Annotated in this window: 25 protein-coding genes, 1 tRNA gene and 1 pseudogene; 11 read left to right on the top strand and 16 right to left on the bottom strand. The window is 71.7% G+C overall.

Annotated elements, in window-relative coordinates:
- Positions 1–76 precede the first annotated feature (76 nt).
- The gene (gene rfbH, locus OG747_RS00550; RefSeq protein WP_405876712.1) at positions 77–1,378 is read right to left on the bottom strand and encodes a lipopolysaccharide biosynthesis protein RfbH; all 1,302 of its coding nucleotides are present in this window, start codon (positions 1,376–1,378) and stop codon (positions 77–79) included.
- Positions 1,379–1,674: 296 nt separating this feature from the next.
- Between rfbH and OG747_RS00545 the strand changes: the two genes are divergently transcribed.
- Positions 1,675–3,039: an acyltransferase gene (locus OG747_RS00545; protein WP_405876710.1), complete on the top strand. Its 1,365-nt coding sequence runs from the start codon at positions 1,675–1,677 to the stop codon at positions 3,037–3,039.
- A gap of 85 nt (positions 3,040–3,124) precedes the next feature.
- Here the strand turns inward: OG747_RS00545 and metK are convergent, their stop codons facing one another.
- From metK to OG747_RS00485, 12 genes are all read right to left on the bottom strand, one after another.
- On the bottom strand, positions 3,125–4,345 hold the full coding sequence (gene metK / locus OG747_RS00540) for a methionine adenosyltransferase (protein WP_405876708.1): 1,221 nt from the start codon (positions 4,343–4,345) through the stop codon (positions 3,125–3,127).
- Positions 4,346–4,385: 40 nt separating this feature from the next.
- On the bottom strand, positions 4,386–5,093 hold the full coding sequence (locus OG747_RS00535) for a nucleosidase (protein WP_405876706.1): 708 nt from the start codon (positions 5,091–5,093) through the stop codon (positions 4,386–4,388).
- Positions 5,094–5,119: 26 nt separating this feature from the next.
- Positions 5,120–5,470 (bottom strand): DoxX family protein, encoded by a 351-nt coding sequence (locus OG747_RS00530; protein ID WP_405876704.1) that lies wholly within the window; start codon positions 5,468–5,470, stop codon positions 5,120–5,122.
- A 182-nt stretch (positions 5,471–5,652) separates the two neighbouring features.
- Positions 5,653–5,811: a hypothetical protein gene (locus OG747_RS00525; protein WP_405876702.1), complete on the bottom strand. Its 159-nt coding sequence runs from the start codon at positions 5,809–5,811 to the stop codon at positions 5,653–5,655.
- Between the two features lie 104 nt (positions 5,812–5,915).
- Positions 5,916–6,635 (bottom strand): transglutaminase family protein, encoded by a 720-nt coding sequence (locus OG747_RS00520; RefSeq protein ID WP_405876700.1) that lies wholly within the window; start codon positions 6,633–6,635, stop codon positions 5,916–5,918.
- A gap of 43 nt (positions 6,636–6,678) precedes the next feature.
- A complete protein-coding gene (locus tag OG747_RS00515; RefSeq protein ID WP_405876698.1) occupies positions 6,679–7,839 on the bottom strand; it encodes an acyl-CoA dehydrogenase family protein in 1,161 nt (386 codons plus the stop codon).
- Positions 7,840–7,858: 19 nt separating this feature from the next.
- The gene (locus OG747_RS00510; RefSeq protein WP_405876696.1) at positions 7,859–8,236 is read right to left on the bottom strand and encodes an ectoine synthase; all 378 of its coding nucleotides are present in this window, start codon (positions 8,234–8,236) and stop codon (positions 7,859–7,861) included.
- Positions 8,237–8,329: 93 nt separating this feature from the next.
- Positions 8,330–8,590 (bottom strand): acyl carrier protein, encoded by a 261-nt coding sequence (locus tag OG747_RS00505; protein WP_405876694.1) that lies wholly within the window; start codon positions 8,588–8,590, stop codon positions 8,330–8,332.
- The gene (locus OG747_RS00500; RefSeq protein ID WP_405876692.1) at positions 8,587–10,038 is read right to left on the bottom strand and encodes an AMP-binding protein; all 1,452 of its coding nucleotides are present in this window, start codon (positions 10,036–10,038) and stop codon (positions 8,587–8,589) included. The genes OG747_RS00505 and OG747_RS00500 overlap by 4 nt, the downstream gene beginning before the upstream one ends.
- 324 nt (positions 10,039–10,362) lie before the next feature.
- Positions 10,363–11,067: a LuxR C-terminal-related transcriptional regulator gene (locus tag OG747_RS00495; protein ID WP_405876690.1), complete on the bottom strand. Its 705-nt coding sequence runs from the start codon at positions 11,065–11,067 to the stop codon at positions 10,363–10,365.
- Positions 11,068–11,215: 148 nt separating this feature from the next.
- Positions 11,216–12,226, bottom strand: a complete 1,011-nt coding sequence (locus OG747_RS00490; RefSeq protein WP_405876688.1) for a DMT family transporter — start codon at positions 12,224–12,226, stop codon at positions 11,216–11,218.
- 54 nt (positions 12,227–12,280) lie between these two features.
- Positions 12,281–13,645, bottom strand: coding sequence for a TrpB-like pyridoxal phosphate-dependent enzyme (locus OG747_RS00485; protein WP_405876686.1), 1,365 nt, complete (start codon positions 13,643–13,645; stop codon positions 12,281–12,283).
- A gap of 420 nt (positions 13,646–14,065) precedes the next feature.
- On the opposite strand from OG747_RS00485, the gene OG747_RS00480 reads away from it, so the two are divergent.
- Positions 14,066–14,557, top strand: a complete 492-nt coding sequence (locus OG747_RS00480) for a GNAT family N-acetyltransferase (RefSeq protein WP_405876684.1) — start codon at positions 14,066–14,068, stop codon at positions 14,555–14,557.
- Positions 14,558–14,845: 288 nt separating this feature from the next.
- On the opposite strand, the gene OG747_RS00475 is transcribed toward OG747_RS00480, so the two are convergent.
- Positions 14,846–15,304, bottom strand: a complete 459-nt coding sequence (locus tag OG747_RS00475; RefSeq protein ID WP_405876682.1) for a hypothetical protein — start codon at positions 15,302–15,304, stop codon at positions 14,846–14,848.
- Between the two features lie 514 nt (positions 15,305–15,818).
- Here OG747_RS00475 and OG747_RS00470 point away from each other — a divergent pair.
- Genes OG747_RS00470 through OG747_RS00440 form a run of 7 tightly spaced genes read left to right on the top strand, consistent with a single transcriptional unit; the run spans position 15,819 to position 23,187 of the window.
- Complete coding sequence (locus OG747_RS00470; RefSeq protein WP_405876680.1) at positions 15,819–16,514, top strand: dTMP kinase; 696 nt, start codon at positions 15,819–15,821, stop codon at positions 16,512–16,514.
- On the top strand, positions 16,501–18,264 hold the full coding sequence (locus tag OG747_RS00465) for a GH3 auxin-responsive promoter family protein (RefSeq protein ID WP_405876678.1): 1,764 nt from the start codon (positions 16,501–16,503) through the stop codon (positions 18,262–18,264). The genes OG747_RS00470 and OG747_RS00465 overlap by 14 nt, the downstream gene beginning before the upstream one ends.
- Positions 18,261–19,154 (top strand): class I SAM-dependent methyltransferase, encoded by an 894-nt coding sequence (locus OG747_RS00460; RefSeq protein ID WP_405876676.1) that lies wholly within the window; start codon positions 18,261–18,263, stop codon positions 19,152–19,154. The genes OG747_RS00465 and OG747_RS00460 overlap by 4 nt, the downstream gene beginning before the upstream one ends.
- 1 nt (position 19,155) lies before the next feature.
- A complete protein-coding gene (locus OG747_RS00455) occupies positions 19,156–20,598 on the top strand; it encodes an NAD(P)/FAD-dependent oxidoreductase (RefSeq protein WP_405876674.1) in 1,443 nt (480 codons plus the stop codon).
- A gap of 3 nt (positions 20,599–20,601) precedes the next feature.
- The gene (locus OG747_RS00450) at positions 20,602–21,813 is read left to right on the top strand and encodes a hypothetical protein (protein ID WP_405876672.1); all 1,212 of its coding nucleotides are present in this window, start codon (positions 20,602–20,604) and stop codon (positions 21,811–21,813) included.
- The gene (locus OG747_RS00445; protein WP_405876670.1) at positions 21,810–22,553 is read left to right on the top strand and encodes a DUF6182 family protein; all 744 of its coding nucleotides are present in this window, start codon (positions 21,810–21,812) and stop codon (positions 22,551–22,553) included. The genes OG747_RS00450 and OG747_RS00445 overlap by 4 nt, the downstream gene beginning before the upstream one ends.
- Positions 22,546–23,187, top strand: a complete 642-nt coding sequence (locus OG747_RS00440; protein ID WP_405876668.1) for a LysR substrate-binding domain-containing protein — start codon at positions 22,546–22,548, stop codon at positions 23,185–23,187. Before OG747_RS00445 ends, OG747_RS00440 begins: the two co-directional genes overlap by 8 nt.
- A 30-nt stretch (positions 23,188–23,217) precedes the next feature.
- Here OG747_RS00440 and OG747_RS00435 read toward each other — a convergent pair whose 3' ends face one another.
- Positions 23,218–24,324: a PP2C family protein-serine/threonine phosphatase gene (locus OG747_RS00435; RefSeq protein ID WP_405885392.1), complete on the bottom strand. Its 1,107-nt coding sequence runs from the start codon at positions 24,322–24,324 to the stop codon at positions 23,218–23,220.
- 600 nt (positions 24,325–24,924) lie between these two features.
- Here OG747_RS00435 and OG747_RS00430 point away from each other — a divergent pair.
- Positions 24,925–25,001 (top strand) — tRNA-Met (locus OG747_RS00430).
- Positions 25,002–25,175: 174 nt separating this feature from the next.
- Complete coding sequence (locus tag OG747_RS00425; protein ID WP_405876666.1) at positions 25,176–25,640, top strand: DUF5990 family protein; 465 nt, start codon at positions 25,176–25,178, stop codon at positions 25,638–25,640.
- A gap of 59 nt (positions 25,641–25,699) precedes the next feature.
- Here the strand turns inward: OG747_RS00425 and OG747_RS00420 are convergent.
- A pseudogene (locus OG747_RS00420) lies at positions 25,700–25,885 on the bottom strand (radical SAM protein); the annotation flags it as partial.
- Positions 25,886–26,204: the final 319 nt, after the last annotated feature.

Raw genomic sequence — 26,204 nt, 5'->3', positions numbered from 1 at the left:
CGGGGACGGGCGTCCCGGCCCGAGCGGGCCGGGACACGGCCGGCGCACCACGGTCCGCCGGGGCGCGAACACGGTTTCAGTGGGGCAGGGTGACGAACTCGCTCACCGTCGCGATGCTGTGGTCGATCATCTCGTCCGTGAGGCCCGGGTAGACGCCGATCCAGAACGTGCGCTCGGTGGTGATGTCGCTGTTGGTCAGCGGACCGCTGACCCTGAACTCCCGCTGCGCGTAGGCCGGGTGGCGCGTGAGGTTGCCGGCGAAGAAGCGGCGGGTGGCCACCTTGCTGTATTCCAGGTGGTCGATGAGCGCGTGCGGCGCGAACGGGGCGCCCGGGCTGACGGTGATCGCGAAACCGAACCAGCTGGGATCGCTTCCCGGCGTCGCCTGCGGCAGCATCAGGTGCGGCAGACCGTCCAGACCCTCCCGCAGCCGCGCCCAGTTGTGGCGCCTGGCCCGGCCGAAGTCGTCGATGTGCGAGAGCTGCTGCAGGCCGAGCGCCGCCTGCACGTCGGTCGACTTCAGGTTGTAGCCCACGTGGGAGAAGATGTACTTGTGGTCGTAGCCGGCCGGCAGCGTCCCCATCTGCTGCTCGAACCGCTTGAAGCAGCGGTTGTCCTCGCCGGGCTCGCACCAGCAGTCGCGGCCCCAGTCGCGCATGGACTCCACGATGCGCGCCAGCGCCAGGTTGTCGGTGAGGACCACACCGCCCTCGCCCATCGTGATGTGGTGGGCCGGGTAGAAGCTCTCGGTCGCCAGGTCGCCGAACGTACCGGTCTTGCGGCCTTTGTAGGTGCTGCCCAGCGCGTCGCAGTTGTCCTCGATGAGGAACAGGCCGCGGTCCTCGGCGATCTGCGCGATCTCCTCGACCGCGAACGGGTTGCCCAGGGCGTGCGCCACCATGATCGCCCGCGTGCGGGGGCCGATCGCCTGCTCGATCCGCTCCGGCGTCGGGTTGTACGTGCCGATCTCGATGTCGGTGAAGACCGGCACGAGACCGTTCTGGATGATCGGGTTGACGGTCGTCGGGAAGCCGGCCGCCACGGTGACGACCTCGTCGCCGGGCACCAGGCGGCTGTCCTCCAGCTGCGGCGAGGTGAGTGAGCTGAGCGCCAGCAGGTTCGCCGACGAGCCGGAGTTCGTCAGGTGCGCCTTGCGCAGACCGAAGTACCTGGCCAGCGCGCGTTCCAGCTTGCGGGAGCTGGGCCCCGCGGCGATCCGCAGGTCCAGGGCCGCCTCGACCAGCGCGACGCGGTCCTCCTCGTCGAGGACGGCACCGGAGGCCATGACGGGCGTGACACCGGGGACGAATCCCGATGCGGCGCCGTTGCGGTGGTACTCGCGTACCAGGTCGAGGATCTCTTTCTTGTCATTGCCCATCGGCTGGTGGCCTCCTGTGTCTGCCGGCGGGGACGGGAGCCGTCACCTCGGCGGCAGGAAGTGCGAGTGGGTCCCCGCGCCCGGATCTGCCGGTCGGGATGCCCAGCCCAGCACGTGGCGCACCGGTGTGCCCAGCACTGCCGGACAAGTCCAGGGGATCCACCAAAACCGCTCCCGCCCGCAGCCGCCCGGCCCGCACGGAGCCGGTTGTCTAGGGGTTTCCTCGCTTCGGACGAGGAACGCTGGGAGTGCCCGGGCAACTGCCGTGCCCCGTCAGCCGATCTCAGTGAGGCAGGATGAACCTCCGCTCAGCGTCCCCCCGGACACACCGCCACACCGTCACCGTGCGGGCCGGTGAGGCGACCGGCGAGCGGGTGCGGCTGGGTGTCTACGACCTCATGACCGGTACGTTCGCGACCCTGCGCACCTTCTACTACCGCCAGGCCCTGGACGCCGAGGCCCTCCGGGCGTCCCTCGCCGCGACCCTGGCGCACTATCCGCTCCTGACGGGGCGGCTGGTGCGGGACGCCGACCGCGGGCTCAGCGTCGTCTGCAACGACGCGGGTGCCTTGTTCACCGAGAGCCACTGCGACCGGCCCATGCCCGAGTACGGACCCGACCGGTCGGCCAAGCCGGACCTGCGCTCCTACATCCACGGGGTCAACCCCTTCCGGATTGTCGGGCACGACACGCCGCTGCTGACCGTGCGGATCACCCACATGCGCGGCGGCGGTTCGGTCCTGGGCATCGCGATCAACCACAGCATCGTCGACGGCTCGGGCTATCTCGACTTCCTCCGGCACTGGTCGAGCGTCCACCACGGCCTGGAGCACCGCGCGGCACCGTACGCGCGCACCCTCCTCGACGGCGTGGCCGACGGCGCCGCCCCCGGGACCCAGGAGCACAGCACCCAGTACGTCCTGGTGCCCGGCCGGAAGAAGTTCGGCTTCATCTGGCGCGTCAACACCCGCTCGCGCCGCGTGCGCACCATCACCCTGCGCTTCGCCGCCGACGAGGTGCGCGCACTCAAGGAACACGCCCTCGCCGGGCTCGCCGGCCGGGGCCTTGTGCCCTCCACCGGTGACGCCCTGAGCGCCCACCTGTGGAAGGTGCTCGCCGAACTGCGGGCCCGGCCCGACCACAGCATCGAGCGGCTCGGGATGGTCGTGGGCCTGCGCTCCGTACTGCGCGAGAGGATCCCCGACGGATTCTGGGGCAACGCCGTCACGAACGTCACCCCGGCGCTGCCGGCGGGAGACCTGCGCGGCGCTCCCCTTTCCGACACCGTCGCGGCCGTGCGCGAGGCCGTCAGCAGCGTCACCGTGGACCGTGTGCGCGACGAGGTCGCCTTCCTGGAGGCCCAGCGCCGCGCCCGCCGCGCCCACCGCGTCCTGAGCCGTATGAGCCTGGACGCCTTCGAGGGGACCATCGCGCTGAACAACGTCAGCCGGCTGCCCGTCTACGAGATCGACCTCGGCGCGGGCCGGCCGTTCTGGTTCGAGTACCCCGCCAGCACCGTCCCGTGGACGCTCCTGGTCACTCCCACGCCCGTGGCCGACGGCAGCCGCGACGTGCACTTCAGCGTCCCGCGCGAGATCGCGGAGGCGCTCGTCACGCCGGAGTGGACCAAACGCCTGCACGCCTACGCGCCCCGCGGCTGAGCGGCGCGATCACCGGGGCCCGGCACCCCCGCGGGGGTGCCGGGCCCCGGTGATCGCGGGGCAGGATCCCGAAGCCGGGGAGGCCCTAGAGACCGACGGCCGTGCGCAGGGCGTCGACGCGGTCGGTGCGCTCCCACGTGAAGTCGGGCAGCTCGCGGCCGAAGTGGCCGTAGGCGGCGGTCTGGGAGTAGATCGGGCGCAGCAGGTCGAGGTCGCGGATGATCGCGGCCGGGCGCAGGTCGAAGACCTCGGCGATGGCGGTCTCGATCTTCTCGGCGTCGACCTTGGCGGTGCCGAAGGTCTCCACGAACAGGCCGACCGGCTGGGCCTTGCCGATGGCGTAGGCGACCTGGACCTCGCAGCGCGAGGCAAGACCCGCGGCGACGACGTTCTTGGCGACCCAGCGCATCGCGTAGGCCGCCGAACGGTCGACCTTGGAGGGGTCCTTGCCGGAGAAGGCGCCGCCGCCGTGGCGGGCCATGCCCCCGTACGTGTCGATGATGATCTTGCGGCCGGTCAGGCCGGCGTCGCCCATCGGGCCGCCGATCTCGAAGCGGCCGGTGGGGTTGACCAGCAGGCGGTAGCCCTCGGTCTCCAGCTTGATGCCGTCGTCCAGCAGCGCCTTCAGCTCCGGCTCCACCACGAACTCCCGGATGTCCGGGGCCAGCAGGGAGTCCAGGTCGATGTCCGAGGCGTGCTGGGAGGAGACGACGACCGTGTCCAGGCGGACCGCCTGGTCGCCGTCGTACTCGATGGTGACCTGCGTCTTGCCGTCGGGCCGCAGATAGGGAACCGTCCCGTTCTTGCGGACCTTCGACAGCCGGTGGGACAGCCGGTGCGCCAGCGAGATCGGCAGCGGCATCAGCTCCGGCGTCTCGTCCGTCGCGTAACCGAACATCAGGCCCTGGTCACCGGCACCCTGCCGGTCCAGGTCGTCGCTCTGCCCGCCCGCGGCATCCCCGCTCCGGTTCTCGTACGCCGAGTCGACACCCTGGGCGATGTCCGGGGACTGCGCACCGATCGACACGGACACCGCGCAGGACAGGCCGTCGAAGCCCTTCGCGGAGGAGTCGTAGCCGATCTCCAGGATCTTTTCGCGCACGAGCTGGGCGATCGGCACATAGGCCTTGGTGGTGACCTCGCCGGCCACATGCACCAGGCCGGTGGTGATCAGCGTCTCCACGGCGACCCGGGACGTGGGGTCCTCGCGCAGCAGCGCGTCGAGAATGGTGTCGCTGATCTGGTCGGCGATCTTGTCGGGGTGGCCCTCGGTCACGGACTCCGAGGTGAACAGGCGATGAGACACAACGCTCCCTGGGGGTGCGGCGGCTGCCGGCGACGAGGTCTTACGAGGCTTGGGGCGCGGGCAGCGGGTGGACGGTGGACGGAACGGTTGTGCGCGGACGGGCAGCGGACGCCCGCCTGCGCAGCCGCGGGCGGCGCGGGGCGAGGTGGTCCTCGACCCAGGCGGCAAGGATCTCGGCGGCGTGGTCCACGGCCTCGGGCCAGGCGGTGCGGGCGCCCTCGTCGGCCTGGTCGCTCACGAACTTGACGAGCCGTACGGGGATACCGAGGCGCTGTGCCACGGCCGCGACGGCGTACCCCTCCATGTCGACGAGGTCGGCCTCGCGGGCCAGCCGCTCGCGGACGGCCGGGTCCGTGACGAAGGTGTCCCCGGTCGCCAGGGTCGGCCCGGGGCCCGCGGCCACGGTGAGGGGAGCGCCGTAGACGCGGCCGCTGATCTGGTGCAGGAGGGCCGTGTCGAGGTCGTGCTGGAGGACCCGGGAGACCTCGTGCAGGCCCAGGAGGTTCTCCTTCAGCGCCCCGGCCGTGCCCAGGTTGACGATCTCGCAGGGCCGCTCGCTCCGGGACAGGGTGAGGGCGAGGGCCGCCGTCGCGTTGACCTTCCCCATCCCGGTGATGAGGACGGGCAGGCGGCCGTCGAGGTGGGCCGTCTCCTCCTCGACGGCCGCGACGACCAGCGGCCGGCCGGACCGGATCTCGCCGAGGAGACGCAGGGGGGAGTCGTGGTCGGTGACCGGGGCAGTGGACACGGCGCTTCCTGTCTTTCGCAGTCGTCTCAAGCGGTGCTGAGCGCGAGAAGTCCCGCGATCACAGCGGCCAGCAGAAGGGCCGCCGGGGCCGGCGTGCCCTTGTAGTCCCCGGCGCGCCCGTGGAAGACCAGCGCTCCGGCGAAGTACAGCACCACGCCCCCCGCGGCCGCGACGCCCAGCGGGCGCCAGGCGAAGCCGGCGCACAGACCGACGGCTCCGGCCATCTCCAGCAGGGCCAGCCGGGGCAGCCAGCCGTCCGGCACACCGGCCGCACGCAGACTGGCAACCGTCCTTTCCTGCCGGGTGAGTTTGGCCCAGGCCGAGCCGATGAGGCCGAGGGACAGGACGACGGTGAGCGTGATGTAGTTGCCGGTCATGACACTCCAGTGCGGGATGTGGTGGGGGAGCGGTTCCTCCCCACGACCCCGGCGCACCACCGTGCGGGCGGGGGGAGACAGCGCTGACTCGCACGCCGCCCGGGACACCGCGGAACGGAACCCGGCCAGGCCCGGTGCGTGCTCTGGCATCCCATGCTCGCCCCCGCCGGACCAGGAGTTCCCTAGAGTTCCCGCGCCTTCTTGCCGCTGCCGTCCGGGAGCCGGCGGGCCCCGCCGCGGTGGCGGCCCTGCGGCGGGTACGCGAAGGCGCCACCGCCCCCGTGGGATCGGTGGGGACCGGTCACCGGGACGTCGTTGTCCACGGTGACCGGACGCATCACGTCCGCCGGCCTCCGGTCAGCCGACCGGTCCGTCGTGCGGTGGGCCGTCCGGTGCGGCGCGCCCGGGAAGGGGGGAACCGGGGCGGGCCGCACCGGACGCCGTCTCAGGCCGTCGCGGTCGCGGCCTCGTCGGACAGCGAGCCGGCGACGGTGGTGTGGGCACTCGCGAACAGCAGCGGGTGCGCCTGCCGGATCCCGCCGACCACCAGGTCGTAGGGGACGTCGTCGAAGGTGCCGTGTTCGTGGATGAACTCCATGTGCTGCCGGCCCGTCTCGTCGAACGGGTGGTACAGGCTGTCGGTCCGGCCGTCGAAGTCCAGCGGCTTGATCTTGTAGAGCCGGCAGAGCAGTTTGTTGAAGACCGGGGTCGCCTTCACCCAGGTGTTGTCGAGGTGAACAGACGTCAGGCTGTGGAAGCGGAAGACGTCTCCGCCGACCAGCTCCCGCAGCCGCGGCGAGGCGAGGTGGTTGCGCACATCGCCGTAGTAGACCCGGCTGGGGATGCCCACGGCGCGCAGGGCGGCCGCGTACAGGATGGACTTGTGGACGCAGAACCCGAAGCCCTTCTCCAGCACGCCGGTCGCGCTCAGGCCGTGCCGGGTCAGGTCCGCGCCGTACACCTCGTAGCTGATGCCGTCCCGGACGGCGTAGTAGAGGGCGATGGCCTTCTGGGTGTCGGTGTCGGTGTCGGCCGCGCCGGAGAGGGTCTTGTCGACGAACGCGCGGACGGCCGGCGACTCGTGGTCCAGGAACTCGGTCGCGGCCAGCGTGGCCGGTGCGGCGGCGGTGGCCGCGGGGTCGGCGGCACCGGTGTTCTCTGCCATGTTCTCGGGATTCCTTCCAGGTCCAGGGCGGGGCTGGGCGGGTCTAGGCGGTTTTGGCCGGACGGTTGAGACCCATCAGGGTGGCCAGGCGCTGGCGCTGGATCTCCGAGGTGCCGGAGTAGATCCGCCCGCCGACCGCGTCCCGCAGGTCCTTCTCGACCCCGTACTCGCTGACGTAGCCGTAACCGCCGAAGACCTGGACCGCGTTCAGCGCGGAGCGCACGTTGGCCTCGCTCACCACCAGCTTGGTCATCGCGACGTCAGCGGAGACGTCGGCCTTGGACTGCAGCTTCTCGGCGGTGTCGTAGATCCACTTCTGCGAGGTCTCCAGGTCGATCCGCATCTCGACGATCATGTTGGCGACCGACTGGTTCGAGCCGATGGCCGCGCCGAACTGGGTACGGGTGCGGGCGTACTCCACGCACCGCTCCAGCCGTCGGCGCATCTCCCCGACGATGATCCCGAAGCCGCACAGGATCTCCCACTTCATGACGTGGTCGAGGATGAGGAACCCGGCGCCCCGGCCGCCGATCACATGGTCCCGGGGCACCCGGACGCCGTCCAGGAAGACCTCGGCCAGCGGCGAGGTGCGCAGGCCCATCTTCGGGATGGGACGGCCGACCGACACTCCCGGCGAGTCCCGGCGCACCAGGAAGACGGTGATCCCGGCGAGATCCCCCGGGGCGCCGGTACGGGCGTAGACGACGAGCAGGTCGGCGATGGAGCCGTTGCTGATGAACGCCTTGCTTCCGTTGAGGACGAAGTCGTCGCCGTCCAGGACGGCGGTGGTGCGCATCCCCATCACGTCCGAACCGCCGGAGGGTTCGGTGATGGCATGCGCGCCGATCATCGTGCCGGCGCAGATCTCCGGCAGGTAGCGGGCCTTCAGCGCCGACGAACCGAATCGCTGGAGCGGGACACCGGTGCTCACCATGTGGGTGGACACCGAGAAGTTCAGTCCGGAGTCCTGGCACCCGTAGCCGAGCTGTTCCAGCACATGGACGGTGGTCAGCAGGTCCTTGCCGAGCCCCCCGTGCTGTGGGTCGAACGGCAGCGCGAACAGGCCGATGTCCTTGAGCCGTTGCCAGCCGTCCCGGTCGAAGGTGCCGGTCGGGTCGCGTTCGAGGTGGTCGGCGCCGAGCTTCGCGGCGACGGCGCCGATCGCCGCACGCAGTTCCTGCTGTTCCTCGCTCCAGCGAATCATGGCGGTGGACTTCCGATCCTCAGTACTGGGAGAAGGCGTCCTGGCTCAGCGTGTGGCTCTCGTCGCCCCTCAGCGGCGGGTTGAAGACGCTGACCAGTTCCAGGTCCTCGTCGGGGGAGGCGATCAGGAAGTGGGCGTCGTGCTCGTCGAGGGCGTACAGCACACCGGGGTACAGGTCCTGCCCGAGGCTGCCGTCGGCGGCCTCGACGCGGCCCGAGCCGGAGATGCAGTAGCACGCCTCCAGATGGCGCCGGTACTGCAGCCTCGACTTCGTGCCCGCCCGGACGACGGTGTGGCAGATGCCGAAGCCCATGTTGTCCGCCTCGACCAGCAGCCGGTGGCTCGGGCCGCTGCCCCATTCGACCGGCGTGACCTGCGACTTCTCACGAATGAACATGTTCTTGTTTCTTTCTCCTGGGTGGGGATGGCGGTGAGGATGATGGGAGGAGCTGGGGAGTGGGGGAAATGGGCGAGTGGGGGAGCTGGGGGGCTACTCGGGGGCGGTGGTGCCCGCGAAGCGCTGGACGGCCTTCTCGATGGCCGAGACGGACCGGAAGTCGTCCGGGGAGATCTCCAGGTCCTCGAACGGGATGCCGGTCCGGTCGCTCAGCCACCCGATCAGCCGCAGCAGGTCCAGGCTGCTGATCACCCCGTTCGCCAGCAGGTCGTAGGACGGGTCCAGTTCCGAGGCGGGGGTGCCGGGCAGGTACTCCGCCGCGATGTGCGCGGTGATGTCGTGTTTGACGGTCATTCGATCTTCTCCATGAGGAGGCGACGGCTCACCTTGCCGGTGGGTCCGATCGGCAGCGGGTCGGTCATCAGGTGGAAGGCGGCGGGAATGGCCGCCCGGTTGACCTTGGCGGCGCAGTAGCTGCGCAGCTGCAGTCCGGTCACCGCGTCGTCGCTCCGCCGGACGAACGCGTGCAGTGCGTTTCCCGCGGCGGGGTGCGGCACGGCCACCACGGCCGCCTCGGCGACGCCTTCATGGCTCTGCAGGACCCGCTCGACCTCCTCCGGGTTGATCCGCACGCCGCGGACCTTGACCTGCAGGTCGGTGCGGCCCACCAGGGCCAGTTCACCGCTGCCGGAGCGGGCGACCACGTCGCCGGTGCGGTACCAGGTGCGGTCGCCGCGGACGGTGAACTTCTCCTCCGCCCCGCTCTCGCCGAGGTATCCGGAGCTCTGGAACGGTGTCGAGACGAGGAGTTCGCCGGTGCCGGCGCCCCGCAGGACCTCGCCGCCGGCCAGTACCTCGACCAGGACACCCGGCAGCGGGCTCCCCAGCGGCAGCACGTCCCGGTCGGCCGCCTCGCCGGCGGTGAAGGTGTGCAGCATGCTGTCGTTCGTCTCGGTGCAGCCGTACACGTTGTGAAACCGCGCCGCCGGGAAGAGCCCGGACAGCCCGGCCCTGACCGACCGGTGCACGTGGTCACCGGTCAGCAGCACGTCGCGCACACTCGGGAAGTCGGACCCGGCGTTCGACTCGGTCAGCAGGCGGAAGAACATCGGCACCGCCTGCACGACGTGCGGCCGGGTGGCGGCCAGCAGCCCGAGCAGATACGCCGGATCCACGAACCGGTCGTGGTCCACCGGTACGACCGTGCCGCCGTGCCGCAGCGTCGCCCAGATGTCCAGCAGGGTGAGGTCGAAGTTGAGCGGGGCGAAGTTGAGCACCCGCACCCCGGCGGCGAGCGAGAACGCGCTCCCCGCCCAGGAGGTGAAGGCGTCGACGCCGTCGCCGCCCAGCGGAACGAGCTTGGGGGTGCCGGTGGAGCCGGAGGTGGTGAGCAGCAGGCTGGTGTCCGGCGGCAGCAGCGGGGCCGCCCCCGGCCCGCCGGGGGCCGGACGGTGCGTCAGAGCGCCGTCGGCGAGACCCAGTACGGCCTGGCAGCCGCTGCGCCCGACCAGATCGGCCAGGAGTTGCGGGCCGAGATCCGTGGAGGCGAGCAGCAGGGGCCGTCCGGCGTGCATACAGGCCAGCACGGTGGCGATCGCCGCAGGTGACTTGGCCGCCTGGAGCGCGAGCGGCCGGCGGGTGTCGGGATACCGGGCGGCCAGTTCCGCGCCGATCCGGTCCGCCGTTTTGGCCAGTTCGGCGTACGTGACGACCTGGTCCCCCGCGCCGCCGAGCACCAGTGCCCCAGCGTCCGGGCTCTGCTGCGCACGCGCTATGACGTCCCCTGCCAGCGATCTGGACATAGCTCCCCATTGATCGAGCATCGGAGGACCTACGTTTTTGTGTCCACCGACCGGATGAACCGTCATGAACAGTCTGTAGCCCAAGTCCTGTGAATTTCTTCGGACCAGCGGCGGGGTTTGGTACCCGTTCCTTGGACCTGTATTCCGGGACACCGACCGTTAATTCACGACAGGCGTTCGAGGGGAATTGCTGCTGTCGCCGCGGTCCGGGAAAACGAAAAGCCCCGCCGGGGCGGTGCGGGCCGGAAAGCAATTCCCGGCCCGCACCGCCCCGGCGGGGCCCGTGACAACGTTGTTCGAGAAGTTCTCCGGCCGTCAGAACCGCTAGAAGGCTCCGCCCTGCCGGCCGGAGAGAACACCTTGGTCCCATGCCCAGACAATCGCCTGGGCGCGATTGCGCACGCCGAGCTTGCGCAGCAGATTGGACACGTGGAATTTCACGGTCTTCTCACTCAGCACCAGGGCCCGGGCGACCTCGTTGTTGGACATGCCCGCCGCGATCAGATCGAAGATCTCCCGTTCCCGTGACGTCAGGGTCGACACCCGGGGCGGGGCGGCCTGCGCGGGGACGCGCCGCACCAGGAGGTCCACGAGCCGGCGGGTGAGCGGCGGGGGAAGGACGGCGTGGCCGGCCGAGGCCGCCCGGATCGCGGCGGCGATCTCGCTCAGCGCCGCGTCGTGCGGCACGAGCCCGTCCGCCCCGGCCCACAGGTACTCCAGCGCGGCGTCGTCCACGCCCTGGCCGATGAGCACGACCACCGCGATCCTGCGGGAGGTGTGCCCGAGGACCGCACGCAGTATGTCGACGGTCTCCCAGCCGGGATCGGAGTCGTCGATCAGCACGACCTGCGGCTCCGTGGCGTCCAGCAGACGCAGCAACTGCGCACGGGAGCCGGCCTCCCCGGCCGCCTCCAGCTCCGGCTCCCCGGCCAGGACCGTGCGCAGTGCCGTGACGAGCAGCGGCCGGCCGGCCAGGACGGCGACCCGGATCGAGCGTGTGGCGGGATCGGCTGCGGGCATCTGTGACATCAACATCAACCTCCATACTTCCGAAAGGGGGCGCCCAGGCGCCTCCGCCTTCCGGGAGAGCTCCGGCGAAGCCCCCTCCACGGCATCCGGACCGGTGTCACCGACGGCCGGGGTGCGCCGTCATGGAGGTGCCCGATGACGCGTCGGCTCAGGGGGCGCGGCCGGCCTCACCCGCGGGTCCTGCCTCCGCGATCCCCACGGTCCCCAAGGCGGTCGCGGCCGTCGTGGCCGTCGCGAGCACCGGCTCGGGCCCGGGAACGGCCGGGCCCCGCCGCCACCGCAACCGCGCCGTTCGCAGCTGGTTCTCGCCGAGCAGGATGCTCACCACGATCAGCACCCCGCCGATGGGCACGTTCCAGTTGATGGTCTCGCCGAGGAAGACCGCGCTGATGAGCAGACTGATGAACGGGACAAGGTAGTTGACCGCGGAGGCGCCGACCGCCCCGATGTCGGCGATGAGCCGGTTGTAGAGCACATAGGCGAGCCCGGTGCCGAACACCCCCAGCAGCACGATGCTGACGGAGACCGACCAGGTGAACGACGGGGTACGCCAGCCCAGAAACGGCAGCAGCGCCGCCTGGATGACCATCGCGACCAGCGTCTGCGCGCCGGCCGAGGCCGTCGGGGGGATGCCCCGGTCGGAGAGGAACTTGCGCACGAACACCGCGTGAGCGGCGTAGATCCCGGCGACCGCCAGGCAGGCCAGCTCGCCGCCCACGGTGCCCGTCGCGCCCTTCCACGGCGCGATGACCAGGACGATTCCCGCGAAGCCGAGCGCAAGCCCCGCACTGCGGCGCGTTGTTGCCCGCTCACTGCGCAGCTGCACGGTGGCCAGCGCCAGCGTCAGCAGCGGAGTGGCGCCGGTGAGCACACCGGCCATGGCGGCACTGGTGTGCTGCTCGCCCCAGGCGAGGAGAAGGAACGGGGCGACCATGCCCAGAACGGTCGTGATGGTGATGTGCACCCAGACGAATCCGAACGGTGGCAGCCTGACCCCGGTCGCCAGGCCGATGGCGACCAGGACCACCGACCCGAGGACCAGTCTGGCCAGCACCAGCTGGCCCGGGTTCAGCCCTTCGCCGGAGACCTTGATCAGGGGATAACTGGAACCCCAGATGATCCCCAGGGCCACGAACTGCAGGGCGCTGAGACGCTTCACGGGATCGACCCGTCCCTTCTGTCGAACTCACGGTTCCCGGCGCGGCGCGCCGCGTCAGCCGTTCACCAGCTTGGGAATGCTGTCCAGTCCCAGTTCGAGGGCGCTGGGGTCGATGCTGTCATCGGCGAGGGAGCCGGCCAGATAACGGTCGTAGGCGCTCAGGTCGAAGTTCCCGTGACCGGACAGGCCGAACAGGATGGTCTGGCCCACACCCTCCTCACGGCACCGGATCGCCTCGTTGATCGCGCCGCGGATCGCGTGGGTCGACTCGGGGGCCGGCACGATGCCCTCACTGCGGGCGAACAGCACACCGGCCTCGAAGCAGTCGCGCTGGCGCACCGCGACCGCCTCCATCAGCCCCTCCTCCACGACCCGGCTGACCAGCGGGGCGATGTTGTGCGCCCGCAGGCCGCCGGCGTGCACGGACGGCGGCACGAACTGGTGGCCCAGCGTGTGGGTGCGGGTCAGCGAGGTGAGCCCGGCGGTGTCCGAGTAGTCGTAGGCGATCCGGCCCTGGGTGAGCGTCGGGCAGGCGGCCGGCTCGACGGCGATCAGCCGGACGCTGGGCCCGCCGTGGAGCTGGGACCGCAGGAACGGGAACGCCAGGCCGCCCAGGTTGCTGCCGCCGCCGGCGCAGCCGACCACGATGTCCGGATAGTCCCCGGCCATCTCCATCTGCAGGATGGCCTCCTGGCCGATCACCGTCTGGTGCGCGCACACGTGGTTGAGCGCGCTGCCGCGGGTGTAGCCCCAGCGCGGGTCGGAGAAGGCGACCTGCAGCGCCTCCGACTTGGCGATGCCCAGGCTTCCCGGGTGGTCCGGGTTCTCCTTGAGGACCGCCCGCCCGGCCTCGGTCTCCATGCTCGGGCTCGGCGTGCAGCTCGCGCCGAAGGTCTCCATCAGCGCCCGGCGGTACGGCTTCTGCTGGAAGCTCACGTTGACCATGAACACCTTGGCGTCCATGCCGAACAGGGCCGCCGCGAAGGCGATCGCGCTGCCCCACTGCCCCGCGCCGGTCTCGGCGATCAGGCCGGTGCGGCCCGCCCGCTTGTTGTAGTAGGCCTGCGGGATGGCGGTGTTCGGCTTGAAGCTGCCGGTCGGTGCCACACCCTCGTACTTGAAGTAGATCCGCGCCGGCGTGTCCAGGGCCTGCTCCAGGCCGCGGGCGCGCAGCAGCGGTGCCGGCCGCCAGCGGGCGTAGAACTGCCGTACCTCTTCGGGGATCTCGAACTCGGCCTCCCTGCTCAGTTCCTGGTCGACCAGCGCCTCCGGCATGGTGCGGGTCATCTCGTCACGAGTGACCGGCTTACCGGTCGCCGGGCTCAACACCGGCGCCACATAGTCGAGGTCGGCGGCGATGTTGTACCAGGTCTCAGGAATGTCCCGGGCGCTGAGCTCGAACCGTACCGGCTCTATCATGGCTGCCTCTCTGCGCGTTGAATCGTTCTATCGGCCACCGCGACGGTCGGGCTGGCCTCCAGACAACGCATTCTGGCCACCGGACACACCGACTGGATACCTCGCCCGACAGGTCGTAGGGAAAACAATGGAAAATCCAGAGAATGCCGGACGGCGGCCGCCGGGGCCTTCTTTTCCCTGCCGGGAATTGGTACGCACGAACCACACCACCGGCCTCTCTCTTTACCCTCCCCACTCTCCCGCGGGAAGTCCCAGACGCCGAAGACTGGACATTCCACCAGTTCCCCTCCGGCCGGACGGATGGCATCTGCATACGTGTGCGAACCTCAGCCCGCAGGGCCGCCGGACGCCGTTCGGCCTGTGCACCGGCGCACCTGGTGCACCTGGTGCACCGAACGACTGGATCAGGGGATGGCAGACATGATTCGCCCAGTTACCGCCGAAGACGTCACACTGCTCCACACCATGGTCCACGGGATGGCCGAGGACGAGGAGGCGACACCGCAGATCAGCACCGACGAGGACGAACTGCGCCGCGCTCTGTTCGGCCCCGACCCGGTGGCCTTCGCCCACTTCGCCGTCGACGACGAGACCGGCGAGATCGTCGGCTACACCCTGTGGTGCCTCGTCTACAGCACCTGGCGCGGCACCGCCATCCACATCGACGACATCTACGTCCGTGAGGACGCGGTCGGGCGCGGCTTCGACACCGCCCTGCTGAGCACGCTGGCCGGCCTGTGCACCGAGCGCGGCTACCGCCACATGCAGTGGTGGGGACGGGTCACCAACGAACCGACCGCCGCCTTCTACCGGTCGCTCGGCGCGGAGATCCCCTCGGTCCAGGGCAAGGAACTGACCGTCTTCCGCCTCTCCGGCAAACCACTGGCAGACCTCGCCCCGCAGACCGTGTGACGTCTCGACGCGGCTGCGGTACCGGCCTGTTGCCTACCCGGGGCGCCACAGCAGAAGCGCGACAACTGCCCGCCCCCGGCCCGACGGCTGTACGGGCTGCGGCCGGCGGGACTGCACCATGACCCCCGTCAGTACGCGACGCCTGTCCCGCGGCATGCACCGTCCCGCGCTGCACCGGGGCGCCCCGCGCGTCTGCTCCGCCCACCCGGCGACAGTCCGCTTGAACCGGCTGCGACCGCCCCGCCCCGGCACGGGGGCGGCGCGGTCGCACGACCGGCCGAGCAGGTACTAGCCGAGCCGCTGAAGGATCCACTGGGGCCCGCCGTCCTGGCTGACGACGGCACGGTAGCCCTGCGTGGTCAGGTAGCCCCACTCGCCCCGGCCGAGGGCGATCGCGACCGGCTCGTCGGCCGGCCCCCGGATCGTCCACCGGTCGGGCTGGCGGCCGCACTCGTCGACCCACACGGGCGGCGGGTAGATGTGGACCGGTGAGAGCGCCAGGCAGCGGCCCCCGCGCGCCTCGACGATCTGGGCCATGCCGTCGTCCTGGTTGCGGATCTCCCACACGGTGGCGGGGTTGCAGGGTTCGAGGCGGCCGCCCAGCGGCCCTTCACCGCCCGCCAGGCACGCTCCGGTGCGTGCGTCACGGATGAAGTAGGCGCCGTCGTCGGCGGCCTGGGCGGGGGTGGCCAGCGCCGCCACGGCAACGGCGGACGCGGCCAGCGACAGGATCGAGCGAATACGCACGGGACTCCTCAAGCGGTAGAGAAACAGGAGGAATGCGCGGGCCGACCGGCCCGCGCTGCCAAGATCCACGCTAGGGGCGCCACGGCGCCCCTGAGCCGGCACGGATGCCAAACCGCCCGTGCGGGGGGGAGCGGAGGCGTGGCAGCCGGCCGCCTGGTGCGCCCGGCGCCGAGCACACAGCGCCGTGGGCGCTGCAGCCGAAGGGGGCCTTTGCCGGGGAAGTCCCTAGACCCGGCCCGGTAGTTGAAGCACGGAATGTGCGCGGGGGGGATAGTGAGGTTCCAGGGACAGATGGTCGCCGCCCCCGCCATTCCGGTGGTGACCACAGTGCTGCCCGCTCGGTGACCGCAGCGCTGCCCGCTCCCACAAGCCGGTACGAAGGAAGGGACGAGCAACCCTCCATGACATTGCCTCGACGCGCATGCCCGGCACCGCTGATGTGTCCGCCGGCATCGGCCCCACTGCCCGCCGGCCGGGGCCCCGGTGCCCCCGGCCACTGTCCGGGGAACAGCCGATGACCCAGGACGCCACCGCCCCCGGCACCCCGCAGCGCCCCCCGTCCACCGAGCCCGCCGCGACACCCCCGTTCTTCGTACTGCTCGGCCCGGACTATGCGGGAAAGTCCTCGGTACTGGCCGAGCTCGCCGACCGCGAAACCGCCTGGCGGATCGTCTCCGCCGACGACGAGTTCCTCGAGCCGGGCCACTCCCTCATCGCCCGGCTCCGCCGCGACCTGGTCGGCGATGTGCTGCGGGGCCTGCACCGGGACTACTCGCCGGACTTCATGGTCACCGTGCTGCAGACGGCCGTGCTCCATCTGCGCGACAGCATCGAGCGCAGCGCGGGCAAAGCGCCGGTCCTGGTGGACTCCTACTACTACAAGATTCTCGCCAAGTGCCGTCTGACCGGGATCGACGAGCACCCGATGTTCGACTGGTGGCGGACCTTCCCGCAGCCGCGCCGGGTGATCTTCCTCGATGTGTCGGCCGAGACCGCCTGGCGGCGCTGCGGGTCCGGCAGCCAGGCGAACCCCCTGGAGTACTACGGCGACCAGCCGCAACAGGCGTTCTTCGCGAGCTTCCAGTCCGATCTGCGCAAGGTCATGCGGGAGGAGGTCCGGCACCTGCCGGTCACCGTCATTAAGGAACGTGACCGTGTCACCCGGACCGCGCAGGAGATACGAGAAGTGATAGCCCGTGAACTCGGCTGACTCGCGGCCCGAGGGGACCGGCCCCGATGACTCGGGGAGCGAGGGGAGCGAGGGGAGCGACCCGAACCGCGTACGCCGCTACCGGGAACGGGTCTTCGGCGAACGCGACGGCCTGCGCGCCGCCCTCGGGGACGCGGCCGGCCACCAGCGCCGGGTCCTGGCCGAGCTGCTGGAACACAACGCGGACACCGCATACGGCCGCGCCCACGGCTTCGGCTCGATCCGGTCGCTGGACGACTTCCGCAAGGCCGTACCGATCAACGACTACGCGGCGCTGGCACCGTGGATCGAGCGGATGGCCGCGGGCGAGAGCAACCTGCTCAGCGCCGACGACCCGGCCGTGTACTTCACCAGCAGCGGCACCACCGGCGCCCACAAGAAGATCCCGGTCACGGCGAGCTTCATGCGCCGGACGTTCTTCCCGTTCTACTACGCCGCCTGGGCCCCGCTGATCGAGCACCACCCCGACGTGCTCGCCCGGCCCGACGCGGTGCTGAACCTCAAGCACGACCCGATCGCCGCCCCGCCGACCACCGCCTCCGGCCATCCCCATGTGGGCGCCAGCCAGGTCGACTTCGGCGCCAGGTTCGGCGAGCCGCTGTCCGCGGAGCCCGGTACCGCGGCGCCGTGGGGCACGCTGCCGGTGCCCGTCGCCCAGGACGATCACCTGGAGAAGACCTATCTGCGGCTGCGGCTGGCGGCGGAGAGCGACGTCCGCTGTGTGATCGGGATCAACCCGGCGATGGTCGCGGCCGTGCCGTACCAGCTGAACCTGTGGTGGCCCCGGCTGGTCAAGGAGATCCGCGACGGAACGCTCGGCGGTGTCCCGCACACCAGCCCCAACCCCGCCCGGGCCGCCGAACTGGAGCGCCTCGCCGACCACTTCGGGACGCTCCGCCCCGCCCACGTCTGGCCGCACATGCGGGCGCTGTTCTGCTGGACCACCGGCATGGCCACGCTCTACCTGCCGCGGCTGCGCGAGGAGTTCGGGGTGGGGGTGGCCGCGCTGCCCGCGCCGGCCGCCGCCTCCGAGGGCCCCACGGCAGTCGCCCTCGACCGGCACGGGTCGGCGGGTTCACTGGTCGTCACCGCCGCGGTCTATGAGTTCCTGGACGCCGAGACCGACGTCCGGCCCGACGCGCCGACCCTGAGCCTCCAGGAGCTGGAGCCGGGCCGCGACTACCACGTGGTGTTCAGCCACATCGGCGGCCTGTACCGCTACGCGGTGGGCGATGTCGTACGAGTCGTCGACCGGGTCGGCGGTGTGCCCAGGGTGGAGTACGCGGGCCGCGGCACCCGCTGCGACGCAGCGGGCGAGCGGCTGCGCGACGCCCAGGTCGTCCGGGCCCTCGCGGCGGCCGCCCGGTCCACCGGACTGGACGTACGCAACGCCGCCTGCCGGGTGAACCCGCCGCCGGACGCCGCGGCGCAGGGCGGCGCGGCGCACTACGAGTTCGCGGTCGCGGCCCACGACGAGTGGAACGCGCTGGAGAGTGACCACTTCGCCGAACTGCTGGACGCCGCGATCGGCCGCGAGTCTCCCGGCTACCGGGCGGCGCGCCGTGCCGGCCGGCTGGGACCACTGACCCTGCGGCGCCTCGACGGCGAGGCCTTCCTGCGCGCCTGGCACACCACCGTCGCCTCCGGAGTCCGGCCGCCACAGGTCAAGGACCGGCTGTTTCGGCAGGACACCGCGCTCTGGGAACAACTGACCGGCGCCCCCGCGACCGGCCGAGGAGGACAGGCATGACCGACACCACGACGGACACCACGACCGACACCACGACCGGGACACTGGACGCCGTCGAGCGCACCGCGCTGCTGACCGCCGCGCTGCGAGCGGCCGAGAGCAGCCGGCCGGACCGGCTCTTCAACGACCCCTACGCCGCCCTCCTGGCCGGCGGCATCGGCCAGGAGCTGCTCGGCGAGATACGCCGGGTCACCTTCCCGAAGGACGCCGAGCGCACCGTGCCCAGCACACCCGACTACAACGCCATCCGCACCCGGTTCTTCGACGACTTCCTCCAGCAGGCGGCCCAGGACGCGGACATGACCCAGATCGTGCTGGCGCCCGCCGGGATGGACTCGCGTGCCCACCGGCTCGACTGGCCCGACCACATCCGCTACTTCGAGGTGGACCGTCCGGCCGTACTGGACTTCAAGCAGGAGCGGCTGCCCGGAATCCGGCCCCGGGTCGCCCACCGCACGGTCCCCGTCGACCTCACCTCACCCGACTGGGAGGACGAGCTGGCGGCCGCCGGCTACGACCCCGGCCTGCCGTCCACCTGGCTGCTGGAGGGACTGCTCTACTACATCCCCGGCGACGACGTCCACCGCATCCTCGACCGGGTGGCCGCCATCATGGCGCCGGGCAGCCTGATCGCCGCCGACATCGTCAACGCCGCCGCGCTCACCCTGCCCTCCATGCGCCCGCTGCTGGAGGTGTTCTCCGGCTGGGGCTGCCCCTGGCTGTTCGGCACCGACGAGCCGGAGGCACTGTTCGACGCCCACGGCTTCACCGTGGAGGCCCTCCAGCCGGGCGATCCGGCCGCCGACTACCACCGATGGCCCGAGCCGGTAGCGCCGCGCGCCGAGGCCGAGGTGAGGCGGGTCTTCTTCGTCCACGGCAGGCGGTACTGAGATGGCGGACGCAGTCGTCGCCGGCGCGAGCATCGCCGGCCTGGCCGCCGCGCTCGCCCTGGCCGGCACGGGACACCGCGTACGGGTGCTGGAACGCTCCGCCCCACCGCCCGACGGCCCCATCGAGCAGGCCGCGAGCAGCTGGCACCGGCCGACCGTGCCGCAGGCGATCCACTCGCACACCCTCACCTCGGTCGGCGTACAGGTGCTGCGCACCCGGGCGCCCCGGGTCCTTCAGGCCGCACTGGCCGCCGGGGCCGAACTCCTCGACCTCACCGAGGCGCTGCCACCGCTGGTCGAGGACCGCACCCGGCAGGTGGACGACGACCAGCTGGCCGCACTCGCCTGCCGCCGAAGCGTCCTGGAACTGGTGCTGTACCGGGCGGTGCGTGCCCTGCCACAGGTGCGGATCGACCACGGGATCACCGTGCGCGGACTGGCCCTGGACCCCTCGCTGCGACGGGTCCGCGCGGTGCTCACCTCCGGCGGCGAGCGGCTGCCGGCCGGCCTGGTCGTCGATGCCACCGGCCGGCGCGCCGACTCCCGCGACTGGCTCGCCGCCGCAGGCGTCCCCCTGGCCGAGGACCTCACCCACCCCAGCGCCATCACCGGCTACAGCCGCCAGTACCGGTTGCGCGGCACAACCCGTCCAGGCCCCCTCAACCGCGGCAACGCGGCCGGCGGGGTGTGGGACCACTACGCCGCCGCCCTGCATCCCGGGGACAACCACACCTTCGCCGTCGCGGTCATGATGCCCCCCGGCGACCGGCAGACGGCGGGACTGCGCGAGGCGGAGGGCTTCACCGCCGCCGCCCGTGCCACCCCCGGCATCGGCGCCTGGCTCGCCCCGTCCGTCGCCGAACCGCTGACCCCGGTGAACATCATCGGCTGCCCGCCCAACCGGCTGTCCGGCCACGCGACCACCCGGCAGCGGCCGGTCGCCGGCCTCTTCCCGGTCGGCGACGCCGCCTGCGTCACCAACCCGCTCTACGGGCGGGGGATGTCGCTCGCCCTGGACCATGCCTTCCGCCTCGCCGACCTGGCGGCCGGCGCCGAGGCGGACTCGGACCTCGGCCACGCCGCCGCCCGCCTCGCCGAAGAACTCTTCACCCCCTGGTACGAGTTCGCGGTCCAGGAGGACCGGCAGCGGGCCGCCCGGTGGAGCGCGGCGACGGGCACCGGACATCCCGCGGCACCGCGGCAGAAGGCCTCCGGCGAGCAGGCCGGACCGAACCAGGTGCAGGCCGCGACGCTGACCGACCCACTGGTCTGGCGCTCGGTCACCCGGGTGCTCATGGGCTTGAGCACACCCGCCGAGGTCTTCGGCGACGACAAGTTCCTCGCCCGAGTGCGGCAGGCACCGCCGCTCGACCCCGCGCTGCTGCCGCCGGCGCCCAGCCGGCACGAACTGGTCCAAGCCGTCAAGACGACGGAAGGAGGGTAGCCGGTGCCTGCCCTCCGAACGACCGAGACACTCACCCACCGCGCCACCCCGGTACACGGCGCCACCCACCCCGGGACCACGGACACACCCGCCCGCTCTGCCCGGCGCCGAGTGCTGCTCGCCCCGATCACCGTCACCCCGTCCAAGCCACTGACCCCCAGCCACCTCAAGGGGCTGCTGTGGACCGACGCGATGTACCGGGCCACCGCCCGGCTCGCCGACGCCGACGTCACCTACCGCTACAGCCCGACCACCTACCACCCCACCGAACAGACCCTCGGCTTCTGGGAGTACCTGGACCGCACCCGCGGCGACACGGACTACGCGGCACTGTCCGAGGAACAGATCGGCGAGCTGTACGTCGGCTACCGGGCCGAGGAGACACGGGCCGGCGCCGCGGTCCTGCGACCGTACGCCGACGCGGTCGAGCACCACGGCTGGGTGCACCCGGCCAGTTCCCGGGTGCTGGAACTGTGGGCGGCGCACTACGCCCGCCTGGGCATGCACGACCCCGGCCTGCTCGCCCACCAGCCGCCCGAACTGGGCCTGGAGGAGATGCTCGAGAAGCTCGCCGGCCTCGGCATGTGCCTGGACCTGCGCGCCTACGGCAGCCCGGTCTTCCTCGACGCCACACGCCACGGCCTGCCGCTGCGCCAGATCGTCGACCGGGAGGGCCGCCCGAACTACCTCGCCTGCGCGCTGCGCGAACTGCTCCCGCTGGCCCCGCGGTTCGACGAGATCGTCCTCCTGTACGACCGTGAACTGGAGGCCGACTACCGGCTGCTGGAGCGCACCCTGTCCGCGTTCGGCGCCACCGTCTGCCGGGTCACCCTCGGCCGGGTCCCCATCGACGGGACCATCCGCTCCGCGCGCCACGGCGACTGGCACGACCATACGGCCGGCGCCCTGCTGGGCCGGGCCGCCGCGGAGTACGACGACCCGGTGCTGCGCCTGGGCATGCGGCTGTACTTCATCGCGGTGCTGGGGCCCGGCCAGCAGCAGTCCTTCCGCCACGAGGTGCTGCGGCAGAGCCTGACCCGTGCCGCCCGGTTGCTGTCGGGCGGCCGGGAGACCGACCCGGCCCCGCTGCCCGAAGTGCTCGCACGCCACCGTGGCGACCGCCTCCACGTCAACCCCTACCGGGTGACCTCCAGCCTGCTCGCCCGACACCGCCCGGCCCCCAGCCGTGAACTGCTCACGGCGGTGTACCTGTGAGCGTCTCCCAGGAATTCCTGCGCACCGAGGTCGCCGGGCGCATCCGTGCCGCCCGGCCGGACCTGGCCGCGCGCTTCGACCTGCCGACCCCCGACGGGCTGCTGGCCGCCCAGCGGGAGATCACCCGCGCGGCCCAGGACGCCCAGGTGCTGGCGGTGTGCGTGCTGCGCGGCTTCGACCTGCCCAGATGGCTGCGCGACACCTGCGCATTCGCCCACGGCATCGATCCCGCAGCGGCCGCCGCCTGGCGCCGCGACTTCACCCGCACCGTCTTCCTGGCCGGCAACCCGGACAACCTCGACGAGCGATTCACCTTCGGCCATACCGCCGCCGACGGCTCGGCCGCCTGGCTCGGCCCGGCACCGGCCGAGGACACCGCCGCCCTGCGCCGGCTGCTCAAGCTCTTCGACGGGACGGCCGAACTGCCCACCCGCCCTCCCGCTGTGGTGCGGGTCCTGGAGGACCAGGACCCCGCAGGACGCACGCCCCTCCGGCGCGAACTGCATGTCGCCACCGCCCAAGTGACCGTCGCCGACTGCCTGGTCCACCTCAACCACCTGCTCGTGGAGGCCGTCCTCGACGGGATCATCGGCCCCGGCGACCAACTGACCCTCCGCCAGGCACCCGCACTGCCCGGACTGCCCGGACCGTTCGCGGCCCTGCGCGCCACCGGCCTGCCGGACCGCCCCCACCAGCTGCGCGCCTACGCCGCTCTCACCGAGGAGGCACACGATGTCTGACCCCGCCACCGGCCCCATCCGCCTCGGCTACCCCAGCTCCCCGCAGACCGCGCTGGACATCCTCGCCTCCGCGGGCCTCACCGGGGATCAGGCGGTGCTGGCACCCTACGACCTCGCCGACCCGTTCTCGGCGCTGCGCGGCGGCGAACTGGACGTGCTCGTGGTCAAGTTCGGCCCCCAGGAGAGCGACCTGGCCACGAGCACGGTGCTGGGCCTCGAGCCGCGCGCCGCCGTGGTGGGCGCGGGCCATCCGCTCGCCGGCCGCGACTCGGTCTCCCTCGAGGAGCTCGCCGACTACGAGGCCTTCGAACGCCCCGGAGCCTTCCCCGAGTACCTGTGGGACCAGATCGTGCCGCGCCGCACCCCGCGGGGCCGCACGATCCACCGCGGCCACCGGGTGGACACCATCGCGGAGATGATGGCGCTGGTCATGAACGCCGGCGCGGTGCACATCTCGGTGGCCTCACTGGCCGATGTGGCGCCGCCGGCCATCCGGATCATTCCGATCCACGACCTGCCGCCCACCCAGGTCCGCCTGGCCTGGCGCCGCGGCGCCGGGCTGCCCCCGCAGGTGGCGGGATTCATCGCGGCGGCCCAGGCCGCGGCAGCGGCACCGGTGGCCGCCGGGCGGTGAGCCGGGGCCCAGCCGGGCCGGGTCACCCGCTCATTCCCGCGTCGATGGTCCGTGATGCCCGGGCGCCGAGGGCTCAACGGGCGCGTGACAGACGACGAGAGCGGCCGTGTCGTCCTGGAGACGGCCGGCGCTGTAGTCGAGGAGATCGTGATGGAGACGGTCGAGGAGCTCCCGGGGCGGGAGGAGACCCCAGGAGCGGACCCGCTGAACGAGGGGATAGAAAGAGCCGTCCCGGGCGCGTGTTTCGGTGACGCCGTCGGTGTACAGCAGGAGCTGGTCGCCGGGGCGGAAGGCATGTTCATCGACGTGGTAGGGCTCCCCGACGAGCACGCCGAGGTTGAGGGGCGGTGAGGACTGGGCGGTTTCCAGTTCGGTGACTTCGGCGGCGCTGATGAGCAAGGGCGGCGGGTGGCCGCAGTTGACGATCCGCACGACACGGTCGGGGGCCACGATTTCCGCGAAGACCGCGGTGACGAAGCGCTCACCCATGTCGCTCCCGGGCAGGGCGGCACGCCGGGTCATGCTGGTCTCCACCCGGCCGGCCAGGGCGGCGAGGTCGGGTTCGTCGTGGGCGGCTTCGCGGAAGGCGCCGAGCAGGGCGGCGGCGGTCTCCACGGCGAGAAGGCCCTTGCCCCGGACGTCGCCGATCAGAAGCCGGATGCCGTGCACGGTGGGCACGGCCTCGTAGAGGTCGCCCCCGATGTGCGCCTCCGCGTCGGCGGAGAGGTAGAAGCTCTCCACCAGAATGTCACCGATACGGTGAGGAAGCGGCCTGAGCAGCACACGCTGGGCGATCTCGGCCACGAAGCGCACGGTGGCCAGCGTGCGTTCCCGCCGTGTCCGGCTGACAGCCAGGATGGTTCCCAGGGCGCCGATCAAGGCGGTGCAGAAATAGGCGGCCACGTAATGGCGGTCCCACAGATAGCCGACGGAACGTCCCGCACAGCACGCGGTGCCGGCCAGCACCGCCTCGAACGCGACAGCGAACACGGTGACGCCGATGACGTCGATGGGGCCGTGGGCGAACGCGGCCACCAGCGGAAGAGCGATCAGCATGAAGCTCACCGGCCACTGCACCGGCGTGATGGGCTCGAGCGCCAGGACAGCCGCGACGTAGAAAAGAGGCAGCCAGCGCATCCACACGGCCGGTGCCGGCAGCGGGCGGCCCGCACCGCCCGGCTGCGGCCTGCGGCCCGGCCACCTCACAGCACCCTACGACGCCGCGCGAGCAACAGGACCACGGACGCCGCCCGAGCAGGGGAGCGGACCGAGGGCAGGCATGCGAGCGGACGACACGACTGACGGCTCGTTCGATGCGGCCTGTACACACGGAACTCCTGGCACCCGATTCCGGCAAGACGCCCAGCCTCCTGCGCCTCGCTACGCCATACCACTCATTGCTCCACTCAACGGCATGTCAAGAACCCGAGCATGACGCCGGCGCCCCCGCGCTCACCCCTCGACGGCCCTTGAGCCCGCGCAGGACAGGCTCGTCGCCGGTGAGCCGGAAAGCCGGCTGCCCGGGCGACGGCCGTACTCGGGGCGTTTCCCGTCTCGACGCGCAGCAGTACCCGCCTTGCGCCCAGCCGGCGAGAGACGCAGTCCGCCATCACCCGGACGGCTCACGAGGCCGGCCCCTGCCGCCGGCGGTCCCTGCCGATGCCGTGAGCGAGCCCGACGTCCCGCGAGATGGTCTCCGGCACACCCTGAGATGGCGTAGAGTTGCAAACACAACGACGCGGGGTGGAGCAGCTCGGTAGCTCGCTGGGCTCATAACCCAGAGGTCGCAGGTTCAAATCCTGTCCCCGCTACCAATGAAGAGGGCCCGGATCAGATCCACATGATCCGGGCCCTCTTCCATTCCTGGGGCCGATCCCTGCCTCGGGCTGCTGACCGGCATCCGCCCCGGCCACCGGACGACTCCCCCTCGACCCTGTGGGCTCCCCGACGACGCACCAGGCTCGGACGACGGCGGGATGATGGCCGGTATGCGTATCCGTATCGACGCCGTCGACCTGCCCGGCCTCACCTGTCCGGCCCCCTCCGACCGCGATGTCCCCGCGTACGGCAACATCCATGTCGCGGTGCAACGCCGCGACCGTCCGGCCGAACTCCTCGGGCCGCAGCCCGGCGACGCCACGTCCGCAACCTGGACCCTGGAGTGCACGACGGTCGCCTCGCCCACGGGTACCGAGGTGAAAGGCCCCTATGTACAGGACCGTCTGGGCCGCCGGTTCATCTACCTGTCGTGGGGCACGGTCGACGAGGCGGGCGTCTTCTCCATGTTCCGCCGCGCCAAGCTCATGCTCGACGCCGTCCCCGCCGAGGTGCTCGCCGCCGCCCGGGAGGGTCTGCTGGTCGCACGCCTCGGCCTGACCGACGCACGCGGCAACCCCCTGTGCGCGCGGGTCGTGCCCCCGCACATCACCTGGACCGCCGAACCGGCGAGCTAGCGGTCGCTCAGGGCGTCGACGCCCTGAGCGACCGGACGGCGGTGCGGGCCAGGTGACCGTCAGCCGGGGCCCGCACCGGACGTGAGAGGCACCACGGGCAGGAGCGGGCGGTCCGGGAGAGCCCGCGGAACGCGCTCCAGGATGCCGCCCGCGAACACGTCGTACAGCGGCAGGGTCTCCAGGTGCACATATCCGATGTGGCAGTCGCACACCGGGCGGGGGCAGGCCCGCGGTGGCGGCGCAGCCGGTGCTGCTGGGCGAGGACACCGGCCGCGCGGAACATGCCCCCGGCTCCCAGGGCGGTGATGGTGCCGTCGTCGTGGAGACGGGCGGCCCCGGCACTGAGCAGGGTGTTCAGCCCCCAGTCCACGCCGAGCGCGACCGTGTGCCCCATGCGGGCGGTCTTGGGAACGGCGTGGGTGTAGGCGAGATCCGCTCGCACGCGCCCCTCGCGGACGCGCAGGGTGGGCAGGTGCAGCACCGCCGAGGGAAACACGTGAGCGTTGGAGACCCTTGATCAGGAAGCCGAGCAGATTCTCCGCGCCGTAAACGGCCGGCCACCCA

This window comes from Streptomyces sp. NBC_01384, assembly GCF_045040035.1.
Classification (GTDB): Bacteria; Actinomycetota; Actinomycetes; order Streptomycetales; family Streptomycetaceae; genus Streptomyces.
This window is presented reverse-complemented; position numbering and strand designations above follow the sequence as displayed.